Genomic DNA, 14,320 nt, shown 5'->3' on the forward strand with positions numbered 1-14,320 from the left:
CCTACTTAGATGATGCATTTTCGTTTGACGGTGAATTTTGGCACATCGGGAATCCAAGTGCTTCACGCGAGGCGTAATAAGCTTCAGCAACCATTTTGGTTAATGTTCTGATCCGCAATATATAGCGTTGTCGCTCGGTTACTGAAATCGCTTTACGGGCATCAAGTAAATTAAAGCAATGTGCAGCTTTTAAAATTCGTTCATAAGCAGGTAGCGGTAAAGGTTTTTCTAATTCAAGTAAAAATTTTGCTTCTTTTTCGTGTTGTTCAAAGCAGTAAAATAAAAAGTCGATATTGGCATATTCAAAATTGTAAGTCGATTGTTCAACTTCGTTTTGATGAAACACATCGCCATAGGTGGTTTTACCAAAAGCACCGTCGCTCCAGATTAAATCGTAAACACTATCGACACCTTGAATATACATCGCTAAGCGTTCTAAACCATAAGTTATTTCGCCTGTTACCGGTTTACACTCAAGCCCGCCTACTTGCTGAAAGTAGGTGAACTGAGTTACTTCCATACCATTCAACCAAACTTCCCAGCCTAATCCCCATGCGCCTAACGTAGGGTTTTCCCAATTGTCTTCGACAAAACGAATATCATTAATTGTTGGATCGAGTCCTAGCTCTTTGAGTGATCCTAAATAGAGCTCTTGGATATTCTCTGGTGACGGTTTTAAGATAACTTGAAACTGATAATAATGTTGTAACCTGTTGGGATTTTCACCATAGCGACCATCGGTTGGGCGGCGTGAAGGTTGAACATAAGCGGCATTGATAGGCTCAGGTCCTAGTGCACGTAAACAGGTCATCGGATGAGAGGTGCCGGCGCCAACTTCCATATCTAACGGTTGAATTACCGTACAACCTTGATTAGCCCAGTAATCTTGTAACGTAAGTATTAACCCTTGAAAGGTTTTGACATTAAACTTTTGCATGATGTTATCTTTAATGGTTGAATTGATTTTTCAATAATTTAAATAGTGCTGTATTTTATACTTTTTATTCAAGCTTGTGAAATGCCTAATCATTATATAATTTAATATATTGTTTAACCGATTTGATACTGTTTTCATTTTGCATATTGGCTTATTTATCGGTATAGTAAAACTATCTTAATTGCTTGGTAATAAATTAAAAATTCAAACGCCATGTCTATTCATAACAAAATTGTCGTCGTAACGCTAATTTGCTTAATGAAAGTTAGTTTTTTGTATGCTGATGATAATCAGCAATTACAAATTATACGTCAATCCATTGAAGAGCAAGAAACCCGTTTAGCTGAGCAAAAAAAAGAGCGAACACAATTAGTTAATGCGCTTAAAGAACAAGAAACACAAATAGCCAAACTACTCACATCCATTGAAAAAAATGGCACCATACTTAAAAAACTCAATTCTGAAATTAACCAATTAATTAAACAAATCGATGATTTGAGCGCTAAACAAACGCAACAACGGCAGGTATTAGCTAAACAGCTTGAAAGTGCGTTTAAATTGGGAAAAAGTACCGGTTTCGAACTTATTTTTGCCAGTGAAGAGAACGATCGCAATGAACGTTTAATTACCTATTATCGTTATATCAATCAGGCAAGAGAGCAGCAAATTAATGCCCTGCGTGAAACGCAATTACAACTTAACGATAAAAAAGCGGCGTTACAAATAAAACTCACTACGCAAAAAGCATTACAAACCAAACAGAAACAAGAGCAAGTCGGGCTTGTGAAAAATCAAAAAGATCGGCAAAAAACCATTAACTCGCTTGAATCGTCGATGCAAATAAATGAGCAAAAATTGGCTCAGCTAAAAGAAAACGAAACCAAACTACAAGCTAAAATTGCTCAGGCAGAAAGAGAGAGCCGTCTTATTGCCGAAGAAGAAGCCAGACAAGCAAAACACATTGAGGCAAAACAGAAAAATACAAACTATACACTTAGCGCTGACGAACGCAGTTTAATGGCTCGTGTCAGTGGTATTGGTCAGCCCGGACACCAATTTGATTGGCCGGTTAGCGGAACTGTTGCGCATCGATTTGGTGAGTCTTTACAAGGTGAACTTCATTGGAAAGGAATGGTAATCAATGCTAATGACGGTACACAAGTAAAAGCGATTGCAGACGGGCGAGTTATTCTTGCCAGTTGGTTACAAGGATATGGTTTTGTTGTTGCACTGGAACATGGGAAAGGTGATATGAGCTTATATGGATATAATCAACGGGTTTTAGTTGATGTTGGGGATAAAATTCATGCCAATCAACCTATTGCTTTAGTTGGTTCAAGCGGCGGGCAAAATACGCCAAGCTTATATTTTGAAATTAGGCGAGACGGTAAAGCGCTTGATCCAAGAGGGTGGTTAAAATGATGATACGTTTAGTACATTTTATTTTTTTAAGCTTAATGATCGTTAATGTCCACTGTGTTTGGGCGGCAAAACTTGCTTTAGTTATTGACGATTTTGGTTATCGGCAAAGTAACGAACAGAAAATTATTGCGCTTTCACCCAATATTACTGTCGCTGTTTTACCTAATTCTCCAAATGCACAGAAGATTGCAACGCTAGCTCATCAGCATGGTAATGATGTGATTATTCATTTACCTATGGCACCTACAGGAAAACAACCGCTCGAGAAAGATACCCTTTTTCCTTATATGGAAGAGTCAGTCGTGAGTCGAATTGTAACCGATGCAGTAGAGCGTGTACCTTATGCAATTGGTGTCAATAACCATATGGGGAGTTTGATGACCTCGGATCTTACGGGTATGAATCATGTGATGAAAGCCTTAAGCAACTACTCAATGTTTTTTTTAGATAGTAAGACAATCGGTAGAACTAAAACCAAAGAGGCGGCAAGCCAGTACGCTATTCCCGTTCTTGAGCGAGATGTCTTTTTAGATGATAAAATAACTGAAACCGCAATCGGCCAGCAATTTGAATCAGCAATTAACGTTGCGCGCAAGCATGGCGTGGCAATTGCAATTGGTCATCCTCATCCACAAACGGTGAATGTGCTAACATCTAAACTGGCAAATTTACCCGATGATATTGAATTAATTAAAATCAGCGAGTTAATTCCAGCCCCGGAGTTACCTACGCAAAACCCACTTTACTTAGAAAAACTACTCGACAAATATCGACAATTATTTGAGCTATTGTGTCAGTTTATGCTAACCAAACAGTAGCGGTTACTTTTTTTCCAACGTGCGATGACGAACTTGAATTTGTTTATTTTGCGCCCGGAAAAACGCCGCTAACTGCTCAGCAATAAAAACCGAACGATGTTGACCACCCGTACAACCGATAGCAATGGTTAAATAACTGCGGTTATTTTTTTCTAAAAGAGGCAGCCATTGCTTAAGGTAATTGGCTGTTTGATAGATAAAATTGGTCACTTCGTCATGTTTTAACAGATATTGCTTAACCGGCTCATCTAATCCGGTTAGGGCTCGTAAATTGATATCCCAGTGTGGATTGGGTAAAAAGCGTACATCAAAAACAAAATCGGCGTCGACCGGCAAACCATGTTTAAAGCCAAACGATTCAAAAATAATTGTTAATTCACGCTCTTTTTTACCTAAAATTCGAGACCTTAAAATACTTGATAGCTCATGTACCGAAAGATTATCGGTATTAATCACTAAGCTAGCGTGCGATTTTAATGGCTCCAGAAATTTTTCTTCAAGGTCGATAGCTTCTTCTAACGAATATTTTTGATTGGTTAAAGGGTGAATGCGCCTTGTTTCACTGTAACGGCGAATAAGGGTGTTTCGACTGCAATCGAAAAAGATAATTTCGGGGGTTACCGATGCCGGTAAACGCTGTAATACATCGTGATTAAAGTCAAAATTGGCGGGTAAATTTCGGATATCAATACTAACGGCAACAGGGGTATTGTTGTTTTTTAATGAATCGGCTAATTGTGGTAATAGTGCAAGCGGGATATTATCGACACAATAAAATCCCATATCCTCTAATGCACGTAACGCAATCGATTTTCCGGAACCTGAACGACCACTTACTATCATTAAAATCATGATAACAACTCCAGCATATTTGTTGCCTTAAGTATATACTTTTTACTTCTTGTTGTGCAATTTTGTGTATAAACAATCATGCAAAACATCATGCTTTAGTGCTTAGCTTTAATTTGGGCAATTAACTGCTTAAGCGCTAATCCACGATGTGATATCTGGCTTTTCTGATCCTTGGTTAACTCCGCCGCTGTGCAATTGAGTTGCGGTATGTAAAACAGCGGATCGTAACCAAAACCACCTTCGCCTTTTAATTCATTTAAGATAACACCATCCCATTTACCTAAACAGATAATGGGCGTTGGGTCGTTTTCATGTTGCAAATATACCAGCGCACAATAAAAGTAAGCTTGCCGATTTTCCGGCGGGACATTTTTTAATGCATTGAGTAATTTTTCATTATTACTCTGGTCGTTGCCATGCTCACCGGCATAACGAGCCGAATAGATCCCGGGAGCGCCATTAAGCGCTTGAACAACTAATCCTGAGTCGTCAGCAATGGCGGGTAAACCGGTTAATTTTGCAGTATGACGAGCTTTTAAAATAGCATTTTCAACAAAGGTTAAACCTGTTTCTTCAGCGTCCGGAACATTGAACTGTTTTTGCGCAACAATATTAAAACCGGCGTCGGCTAATAGCGTTTGTAACTCATTGACCTTACCTTGATTATTGGTTGCTAAAACAATTTGTTGCATTTTGTTGCTCCTTAATTGATTGATGTTGTTTAGGCTATTTTAGTCAGTTAAATGGTTACTGATTACCTAGCGGTTTAAAATTCCGGTTCACAAGTAAATGTCATGCTTTCCCCGGTTTTAGGGTGATTAATCGTGAGTGATTGTGCGTGTAATAGCAATCTTTTCGACATCGCAAAAGCTTGCGGGTGCGCATAAAATTTATCGCCTAAAATTGGGTGTCCGATAGCTTGCATATGTACCCGTAATTGATGCGAACGGCCAGTAAACGGGTATAACTCAACCCGTGTGGTGTTGTCACTATTGCGTGCAACGACTTGATACTCGGTTAATGCATGTTTACCGTTTTCCATATCAACCATTTGCCGTGGACGATTAGGCCAATCACAAATCAAAGGCAGTTCAACTTGGCCACAATCTTGTTCAATATGCCCATGTACAACAGCGATATAAGTTTTTTTCGGAATCCGTTCTCTAAATTGTTTCTTAATTTCACGATCGGCAAGTTTAGATAGCGCAGCGACCATAATACCGCTAGTTGCCATATCTAAACGATGTACCGATTCAACATAACTGTATTTTTGTTGTAGACGATGAATAATACTGTCAATAAATTGAGGCTTATTACCCGAAACAGATAGCAGACCAGATTGCTTATTAACAACCACAATATGATCATCTTGATATAGAATTGAAAGCCACGGATCAGTAGGCGGATGATATTCCAAAAGCATTTGTGTGTGACAATTTGTAAAATAAAATTGTCACACATTCTAACAAACTCGGCAAAAAGTGCCAGTCTAATATTATTTATGCCACGTCGAGCTTTTGGCTGTTGGGAAAATTTGGGAAAACAGGACAATGATACCGACAATAATATAGCAGGCAAAAATGATAATCATCCATTGTGACATTTCAATGGTTAAAAATGACCATATTTTTTCAGCGCAGCTACCATAAGCATTAAACATGCTTGGAAACCATTGATTTAATGGAAGCCAACTTGGAAATTGAACGTTTATAGCACAGCTGTCGGTTAAATTGGGTTCAAATTGTAAATGGGCGTGATACATGGCTAAGTTCAAACCTTTATAGGCACTATATAACCAAATTGCAATACCCAATAGGCGATAAATTAGCTTTTGGGGGGCAATTAATCCGAAAATACTGCCTAACATGATGCCGTAAATTGCACATCGTTGATAAATACAAAGCGTACAAGGGGCTAGCCCTAAACCGTGTTGAAAATAGAGTGCGGTTATTTCAAAAACAGCTGTAGATAAAAATAATAGCGCCCATGCTATTCTTCCACGTGAGTATTGATTGAGCAATGCTAACATACTATTTTATTCTCCCGTATTCCGTTATAATCATTCATCAGTGAGTGTATTGGAAAATGTTCTATTATTAAGTTAGCGGTAGTGTAGAGGATTTTTCAATAATGTAAAACGACTTTTACTCATTGATAGTGGACTCATCATCTCTAATTAATCAAAGTTATGACTATCCGGATTTAACAAAAGAAACTTAAATAGTTTAAGCAGATATTGAAAATTTAATATTTGCAAAAAACCGGTTTTCCCTAGTAATAATGGAAGAAGAATGACAAATCAACTAGCGCAAATCAAATTATTTTTTCAAGATAATTTAATTATAAAAAACGATAACAATGATTTAAGAGATAGTTTAAATATTGAAGATGCAGAAATACTATTTAATATCGGTTTACCCAACTCCACAGAATTAGATTTTAAATTTACAAAAGAAACTAACTATCTCAATAATAATGAATTAATTTTAGATGATAGTGAAAATGGAAAGATAATATATAATATTACTAATCATCACGTTTATTTATTTTTTCCTTCAAATAAGAAAAAAATTATATTAAATGTTGGATTATTTCAATTTCTATTCTCTATTTATTATTATGAATTATTTTTAAATAATTGGAAAAATGATAAAAAAAATAGAGCACACTATTTTGATGATTTTGAACAAAAAATGAATATATTAACTAATCATTTTCAAAGTCTGGATTATTATTGGGAAGCAATTATCAACGAGTTATCACCTATATGCATACAAACGCCCCACAAAAAAAATTAAACGTTACTTTTGTGACGATATCTGAAGAAAATGCGACTCAACGTATCGATAACTTTTTGATCACACATTTAAAAGGTGTCCCAAAAAGTATGATTTATCGCATATTGAGAAAGGGGGAAGTGCGGGTTAACAAAAAACGTATAAAACCCGAATATAAGTTAAATATCGGGGATGAAATTCGTATTCCGCCTATTCGTGTGTCAGAAAAGCCCGCGCCGGAAATATCAACTAAGCTCAACAAAGTGGCTGATTTAGAAAAAGCGATTATTTATGAAGATGAGGTCATTTTGGCCATTAACAAACCTTCCGGCATCGCGGTGCACGGCGGTAGTGGGCTGAGTTTTGGCGTTATTGAGGGATTACGTGCGTTAAGACCAGAAGCAAAATTTCTTGAATTAGTTCACCGTATCGACCGTGAAACCTCGGGTGTGCTGTTAATTGCTAAAAAACGTTCAGCTTTAAAAGCACTGCATGAACAACTCCGATTAAAACAGATGACCAAAAACTATCTTGCTTTAGTCAAAGGCAGTTGGCCTTCTGAATGCAAAGTCGTGCAAGCGCCGTTGCTTAAAAATGTGCTTAAAAGTGGTGAACGTGTGGTTAAAGTCGATAAAAATGGTAAACCTTCAGAAACACGCTTTAAAGTTGAAGAGCGGTTTGAATGTGCCACATTGATAAAAGCAAGTCCTGTCACAGGGCGAACGCATCAAATTCGGGTGCATACTCAATATACCGGACACCCGATTGCTTTTGATGACAGGTATGGTTGTCATCAATTTGATGTATTATTAAATAAAACCGAGTTGAATCGATTATTTTTACACGCTGCCAATGTAAAATTTATTCATCCCAAAAGCTTAGAGCCAATGCAACTACAAGCGCCGATGGATGAGACTTTGCAAACTTGTTTGGCATTGCTGAGAAAAGATAAACATCAACAGTCAAAATCATAAAATTAAAAGGTAGTAAGCACGAATGAAAGATCTAAATTTATATCTAATAAGACACGGTCAAACTGAATGGAATATTAAAGATCAGATGCAAGGATCGCAAAATTCTCCTTTAACACAAGACGGTATTTTAGGGGCTAAAGTGACCGGACAGCATTTAAAAAATGTGCCTTTTATGCAGGCGTATTCCAGCCCTCAGCAACGAGCAATGGAAACTCGAGATTATATTATTCATGAAAATGATAATGTGATACCAACATTTGAACTTGCCGATCTTCGGGAAATGGATTTTGGTACCTGGGAAGGTCAGCATGTTCCTATGCTGAAAAAAGAAGTCCCGGAATTTAATACTTATTTAACCGATCCGGCTAATTTTGATGCAAGTGTCAATCAAGGTGAAAACTACCTTGAAGTGCTATCCCGAATGAAAAACGCATTAACCACCATTGTGCAAAATGCACCCGAACAAAATGGTAACATTCTTGTGGTTTCGCATGGCACGGTATTGCGCTTATTGCTTTGCGTTCTAAATGGCGGTGACTGGCGGTTGCATCGTGACGAGGATTACTTCCCACGAATGTTAAATACCAGTATTAGCGTGGTGAACTATCAGCAATCAGATGATCAGACAGAAGGTCAATTTTCAGTTAAATTCTTCAATAATGTCGATCATTTAAACCAAAAATAGTGTGATTTTATTCTCCAGACTCATCGTGAATGTCGTCTGGAGATGTTTTGCTACTTGTTATCTTCGATAAGGCGCATAGCGTTTTTGTAGTTTTTGTATTTGATTAATTCTTGCATCAATCTTTGAAATTAAAGTCTGATTGTTTTTGGTTTGACGTTTGGCATTTTGCAAGATATTAATTGCCCCTTCAAAATCACCGTCTAACGCTTGTACTTCAGCTTGAGCGCTCATCTCTTGCGCGCGTGAATTTAAGCCACCGTAAGCTTGTACCAGTAATTCCCAGCCGTTTTGATCATCACTGTTATCAAAGGTATAACGATGTAACAAACTGGCAGCTTGCTGATAGTTTTTCGTTTTAATATAGGCATTTGCAAGGTTAAGCTTTAATGCCGCGTTATTCGGTGAATGTTTCAGTGCCGCTTGCAGGCGAGTAATAGCGCTGCTGCCATTATTCATTGCCAAATCAATATCGGTCATTAAATCGATATACCAGATATTGTTTGGATCATTATCTAATAATGGTTGTAGTTGCTCTTTAGCTTTCTGATTGTTGCCATTATGATTATCAACCAGCGCATTGGCATAGATAATGGCTACTTTACTTTGTGGCGTATTAAGTTTTTTGTAATCTTCAATCAAGAGTTTAGCAATGTTTTTATTTCTTGAGTTATAAAGAATAGCAAGTCGTGCTTTGGCTAAATAGTAGTCTATTGACGAGGAGACATTTTTTTTACCGTACTGTAAGGAACGGCTGCGAACATCGCTTAAACGGCTATTGGGTAAGGGGTGAGTCAATAAAATTTCTGGCGGTTTAGTGGTAAAACGGCTTTGATCGGCGAGTTTTTGTAAAAATTCAGATGAAGCGTTAGGATCAAAACCCGCTTTCACTAATGTTCTAAGCCCGACACGATCGGCCTCTTGTTCATTTGATTGAGTAAAGCTTATCATGCTTTGTTGCGATCCTGCCATCGTGCCGGTCATGGCTGCCATGCCAGCTTCAGGATTGGCTAAAGTAAGCAATAACGAGCATAACGTAGCTCCCCAGACATAAGGGCTATTACGATTCTGTGCTTCCATTGCTCTTGCCAAATGGCGTTGAGTAACATGGCCAATTTCATGCGCCATAACGGAGGCGAGTTGGCTTTCGTTATCGGTATCTAATATAAGTTTAGAATGAATCACCACATTTCCACCAAAAAAGGCGAAAGCATTTAGCACATCGCTTCGCATAATGTAAAAATGGAAAGGGGTTTGCACGGATTCAGATTTTGACACTAACTTTTTGCCAATCTCATTAATATATTGGTTCAAAACCGGATCGTTAATGATTGGCGCACTGGCTCGAAGCATTCGCATGTAGTAATCGCCCATTTCCAGTTCTTGACCAATACTTAAGGTCGAAGCGGCAGCGGTGCCGATATCCGGTAGGGAGATGTTATTCGCGTAGACGACAGCGCTATTTTGTAATAATAATGTACTTGATAAAACTAATGCGATTGCTTTCTTTAACATTCTTTTCAACCATAATCATAGGAGTGATAGGCAGTTATTTTAGCTGAAAAAAAAGACAATACCACACTGAATTTTAATAGCCTTTCCTAAAAAAGCATAAAATGCGTATTGAGGCGAACTTGAACGGTTTTTTATTCGTAAAATAAATTATTGAAATACGACTGCACGGATTTTTTCAACATCCACTTGTTTCAGATATTGTATGATATTGGGGTATGCTTTTTTGTGATAACCCAATTCCGGTTGCATCAATTCGTTTATTGCTTGCTCTTTTGTCCAGTTTTGAAAAACCAAACGGTACATCGCACTGACTACACCGGTGCGATCGCTACCATGCCAACAATGGATCAGAATCGGTTTAGGGGATTTGGCAATAGCGGTCAGCACTTCAATCATGTTTTCATCATTGATATCACCGGCTCGCATTCTAACCCAAACCTCAGACAGGTTAGTATCGGTTAATCTACCACGATCGCTGTGCAATAATCGTAAATTAATGATAGTTTTAAAGCCCAGCTCATTAAGATTCTGTAGCTGTTTCGTTGTTGGTTGTTCGGCGCGATAAACATCATCAGAAATTTTATGAAAATTGCCGGGTAGTTCCAGCTGGTTTTTATTCGGCAACTGGCAACCGGTGGTAATCAAAATTAAATAACACAACAATAATAGCATCACCAATTGTTTTAGTATGCTTGGATAGTTTGCTATTAGATGTTGTGTTTTATAATTCATCTTCAATAATTGATTCAGTGTTAAATTGACTGACGACGCTTTTGGATAAAGCTAAGGATATCTTCAACTTTAACCAGCGTTTTATCACCACCGGCACGATGTTTATATTCAACTTCGCCGTTATCTAAGTTTCTTTCGCCAATGACAATGGTGTGTGGAATACCGATAAGCTCAGCATCAGCAAACATAACGCCCGGGCGCTCTTTACGATCATCAAATAGTACTTCTATGCCAGCAGCTTGCAAGTCGGCATAGAGCTTTTCAGCCGTTGCTTGTACTTTTTCTGATTTATGCATGTTCATAGGTATAATCACAACACTGAAAGGCGCAATTGCTTCTGGCCATACAATCCCACGTTCATCATGACACTGCTCAATGGCAGCAGCAACAATACGGCTTACACCAATACCATAACAGCCCATGATCATCACATGGTTTTGACCATCTTCACCTTGTACGGTGGCTTTCATTGCTTGTGAGTACTTAGTACCCAGTTGGAAAATATGCCCAACTTCGATACCTCGTTTTATTTGTAGCGTGCCTTTACCATCCGGGCTGATATCTCCTTCAACAACATTACGAATATCTTCGATGCGAGGAAGCGGGCAATCACGTTCCCAGTTGATATTAAAGTAGTGCTTATGATCGATATTGGCGCCTGCACTAAAATCACTCATTACAGCCACATCACGGTCAATAATAATTGGCATATTGAGATTAATTGGTCCCAATGATCCTGGTCCAGCTTTGACAATTGCCCGTATCTCTTCTTCGGTCGCAAATTCAAGAGGAGATGCCACAATATCAATCTTTTCTGCTTTAATCTCATTTAAACTATGGTCACCACGGACTAATAGTGCAACTAGCTGGTGCCCACTCTCTTTACTTGCTTTAACCATGAGTGTTTTAACCGTTTTTTCAATCGGTAATTCAAATTGTTCGACTAATTCCTCAATAGTTTTGGCATTAGGCGTATCAACTAATGTCATGGCACTTGTTGGCGCAAGGCGAGTTTGCGTTGGTGCTAATGCTTGTGCCATTTCAATATTGGCAGCGTAATCCGATTCGGTTGAAAAAACAATATCATCCTCGCCGCTGTCAGCTAATACCTGAAATTCGTGTGACCAGTTACCACCAATTGAGCCTGTATCCGCTCGCACCGCTCTAAAGTTTAATCCGGCACGAGTAAATACCGCACTATAGGCTTTATACATATCATCATAAGTTTCTTGAAGCGATTCTTGAGTGGTATGGAACGAATAAGCATCTTTCATAATAAATTCACGTGATCGCATCACGCCAAATCTTGGGCGAACTTCATCACGGAATTTTGTTTGAATTTGATAAATATTTAGCGGTAATTGTTTATATGAACTCACTTCATTACGCACTAAATCAGTAATGACTTCTTCATGGGTTGGGCCTAAGACAAAATCACGATCGCCACGATCTTTAATTCTTAATAATTCCGGACCATATTGTTCCCAGCGTCCGCTCTCTTGCCAAATATCGGCAGGTTGAACAACCGGCATTAGCACTTCGATCGCACCGGCTTTATTCATCTCTTCACGAACAATGTTTTCAACTTTTTTTAGCACACGATAACCAGTCGGTAGCCAAGTATATAATCCCGCGGCAACTTTGCGGATCATTCCGGCACGTAACATTAATTGATGGCTAATGACTTCAGCATCAGCAGGCGTTTCTTTTAACGTAGAAAGAAGATATTTACTGGTTCGCATACGTTTATCCTGAAAAAATAATTTATCTATAAATATAATAAAAATGTTAGCTAGTTTAGCAGTACCTAACGTAACACTAAAGTAATTTTATTGTTATTTTTTTTGCAGTGGCATAATTGGTTTAAAAGAGTTTAGTTAGATCAACCTACAGATTTATGTAATTAGGATAGTGATTTTTATGTATTTCGTATCAAAAGTGATGCTTTAGCAATTAGGAAGTTGGCTAGGTATCAAAAAAGATATGTTTATCCCATTGATTATATTTAATTTTTTATCTATTTGTGTGATGTAGATCACTTTAGTAACGTTGTTAAATTGATATCATACGCCCAAATTTTTAGGTATAGGAGAATTTTAATATGGATAATGCTGTAGAAAACAAAGATGTTGTTGGGGGTACCAATGGGGTAAAATTACCTAAGTGGCGTAAAAGTGATACCTTATGGATGCTAAGTCTGTATGGCACAGCAATCGGGGCTGGCGTTCTGTTTTTACCAATAAATGCAGGTGTCGGAGGCTTGATTCCACTATTGGTGATGTTAGTCCTTGCCTTTCCGATGACGTTTTTTGCTCATCAAGCGTTATGTCGATTTGTTTTATCGGGTAAAAATCCTGAAGGTGATATCACGGTGGTGGTTGAAGAGGCATTTGGACGAACTGCCGGCAACTTTATCACGGTGCTTTATTTCTTTGCTATCTACCCGATTTTATTGGTTTACAGCGTTGGTATCACCAATACTGTTGATAGCTTTATGGTACATCAATTAGGCATGGCATCGATACCAAGGGCGTTATTATCTTTTGTATTAGTCGCTTTTTTAATGTCGATTGTTCACTTTGGTGAAGAGCTGATTGTCAAAGTGATGTCGATTTTAGTGTTTCCTTTTATTGCTGTACTGATGATTTTAGCGCTATTTTTAATTCCGGAATGGAATGGTGAAATTTTTGCTAACGTATCATTAAGTGGGGCCGGTAGTGACGGCAGTCAAAGTATTTTAATGACGCTGTGGCTGGTTATTCCGGTTATGGTATTTGCATTTAATCACTCTCCAATTATCTCTTCTTTAGCCGTTGCTAAACGCAAAGAGTATGGCGATGTTTACGCTGAACCAAAATGCTCTACAATTATTGCTGCAAGTAATATAATGATGGTTGTAACGGTCATGTTTTTTGTGTTTAGCTGTGCACTTTGCTTAACCCCTGCTGAGCTGTTGGATGCAAAAGCACAAAATATTTCGACATTATCTTATTTGGCAAACCGATTTAATTCACCTGTTATTGAGTATATTGGGCCCCCAATTGCGTTTATTGCAATGGCGAAATCATTTTTAGGCCACTATTTAGGGGGTAAAGAGGGCTTTAATGGCGTGGTTAATAAAGCACTGCGTAGCTGTGATAAAACAATTTCACCGGCAAAATTAGATAAAATTGCCATTGGCTTTATGTTTATCACGGCCTGGGGAACAGCCACACTTAATCCGAGTATTTTAGGTTTAATTGAATCATTGGGTGGTCCAATTTTAGCGATACTGCTGTTTTTAATGCCAATGTATGCGATCAACAAATTACCGGCATTAGCTAAGTATCGTGGCAAATTAAGTAATGTATTTATTGTCATTATGGGTTTGATTGCTATTTCAGCAGCTATTTATAATTTGCTTTAAGCTTGAATTTATCAGTAATGATGACCATTTAAAGAAAAAATCCGCTTAGGTTAATAGGCGGATAAATATTCTTCAAGTTGATAGCAATTGTGTTATAAAGCAGTCCTAATTTTTCATTCTAAGCGTGAGGCGTTTTGTCCTAACTGGTGGTTGTTAAGCTTTTAACACAGATGTTTGTTATCCAATTTGTTTGAGTAATCTATAA

The 14,320-nt window shown here is 38.0% G+C and carries 14 protein-coding genes; 6 read left to right on the forward strand and 8 right to left on the reverse strand.

Annotation, left to right across the window (positions count from 1 at the left end; all coding sequences use genetic code 11):
* Position 1: 1 nt before the first annotated feature.
* On the reverse strand, positions 2–937 hold the full coding sequence (glyQ, locus tag GYM74_RS01770) for a glycine--tRNA ligase subunit alpha (RefSeq protein WP_220218789.1): 936 nt from the start codon (positions 935–937) through the stop codon (positions 2–4).
* A gap of 213 nt (positions 938–1,150) precedes the next feature.
* Here glyQ and envC point away from each other — a divergent pair, with 213 nt between their 5' ends.
* Positions 1,151–2,359, forward strand: a complete 1,209-nt coding sequence (gene envC / locus GYM74_RS01775; RefSeq protein ID WP_220218790.1) for a murein hydrolase activator EnvC — start codon at positions 1,151–1,153, stop codon at positions 2,357–2,359.
* Positions 2,356–3,177 carry a divergent polysaccharide deacetylase family protein gene (locus tag GYM74_RS01780; protein WP_220218791.1) on the forward strand — a complete coding sequence of 274 codons (822 nt, stop codon included), beginning with the start codon at positions 2,356–2,358 and terminating at the stop codon, positions 3,175–3,177. Before envC ends, GYM74_RS01780 begins: the two co-directional genes overlap by 4 nt.
* Positions 3,178–3,180: 3 nt before the next feature.
* Here GYM74_RS01780 and rapZ read toward each other — a convergent pair whose 3' ends face one another.
* From rapZ to dsbB, 4 genes are all read right to left on the reverse strand, one after another.
* Entirely contained in the window at positions 3,181–4,029 is an 849-nt protein-coding gene (gene rapZ, locus GYM74_RS01785) for an RNase adapter RapZ (RefSeq protein WP_220218792.1), read from the reverse strand.
* Between the two features lie 95 nt (positions 4,030–4,124).
* Positions 4,125–4,721 (reverse strand): XTP/dITP diphosphatase, encoded by a 597-nt coding sequence (locus GYM74_RS01790; protein WP_220218793.1) that lies wholly within the window; start codon positions 4,719–4,721, stop codon positions 4,125–4,127.
* A gap of 74 nt (positions 4,722–4,795) precedes the next feature.
* Positions 4,796–5,452, reverse strand: a complete 657-nt coding sequence (gene rluA / locus GYM74_RS01795; protein WP_220218794.1) for a bifunctional tRNA pseudouridine(32) synthase/23S rRNA pseudouridine(746) synthase RluA — start codon at positions 5,450–5,452, stop codon at positions 4,796–4,798.
* A gap of 72 nt (positions 5,453–5,524) precedes the next feature.
* Complete coding sequence (dsbB, locus tag GYM74_RS01800) at positions 5,525–6,058, reverse strand: disulfide bond formation protein DsbB (RefSeq protein WP_220218795.1); 534 nt, start codon at positions 6,056–6,058, stop codon at positions 5,525–5,527.
* A 262-nt stretch (positions 6,059–6,320) separates the two neighbouring features.
* Between dsbB and GYM74_RS01805 the strand changes: the two genes are divergently transcribed.
* The 3 genes from GYM74_RS01805 to GYM74_RS01815 are packed head-to-tail and all read left to right on the forward strand — an operon-like array spanning position 6,321 to position 8,465.
* Entirely contained in the window at positions 6,321–6,827 is a 507-nt protein-coding gene (locus tag GYM74_RS01805) for a hypothetical protein (protein ID WP_220218796.1), read from the forward strand.
* Entirely contained in the window at positions 6,797–7,780 is a 984-nt protein-coding gene (rluC, locus tag GYM74_RS01810) for a 23S rRNA pseudouridine(955/2504/2580) synthase RluC (protein WP_220218797.1), read from the forward strand. The genes GYM74_RS01805 and rluC overlap by 31 nt, the downstream gene beginning before the upstream one ends.
* A 22-nt stretch (positions 7,781–7,802) precedes the next feature.
* Positions 7,803–8,465, forward strand: coding sequence for a histidine phosphatase family protein (locus GYM74_RS01815; RefSeq protein ID WP_220218798.1), 663 nt, complete (start codon positions 7,803–7,805; stop codon positions 8,463–8,465).
* A 57-nt stretch (positions 8,466–8,522) separates the two neighbouring features.
* Here GYM74_RS01815 and GYM74_RS01820 read toward each other — a convergent pair whose 3' ends face one another.
* The 3 genes from GYM74_RS01820 to proS form a co-directional block, all read right to left on the reverse strand.
* The gene (locus GYM74_RS01820; RefSeq protein ID WP_370634034.1) at positions 8,523–9,986 is read right to left on the reverse strand and encodes a M48 family metalloprotease; all 1,464 of its coding nucleotides are present in this window, start codon (positions 9,984–9,986) and stop codon (positions 8,523–8,525) included.
* A 138-nt stretch (positions 9,987–10,124) separates the two neighbouring features.
* Positions 10,125–10,709: a tyrosine-protein phosphatase gene (locus GYM74_RS01825; RefSeq protein ID WP_220218800.1), complete on the reverse strand. Its 585-nt coding sequence runs from the start codon at positions 10,707–10,709 to the stop codon at positions 10,125–10,127.
* Positions 10,710–10,729: 20 nt separating this feature from the next.
* On the reverse strand, positions 10,730–12,451 hold the full coding sequence (gene proS, locus GYM74_RS01830; RefSeq protein WP_220218801.1) for a proline--tRNA ligase: 1,722 nt from the start codon (positions 12,449–12,451) through the stop codon (positions 10,730–10,732).
* Between the two features lie 359 nt (positions 12,452–12,810).
* On the opposite strand from proS, the gene GYM74_RS01835 reads away from it, so the two are divergent.
* Positions 12,811–14,115 (forward strand): serine/threonine transporter, encoded by a 1,305-nt coding sequence (locus tag GYM74_RS01835; RefSeq protein WP_220218802.1) that lies wholly within the window; start codon positions 12,811–12,813, stop codon positions 14,113–14,115.
* Positions 14,116–14,320 lie beyond the last annotated feature (205 nt).

Origin of the sequence: Gilliamella sp. ESL0405 (assembly GCF_019469205.1) — a bacterium.
Lineage (GTDB): Bacteria > Pseudomonadota > Gammaproteobacteria > Enterobacterales > Orbaceae > Gilliamella.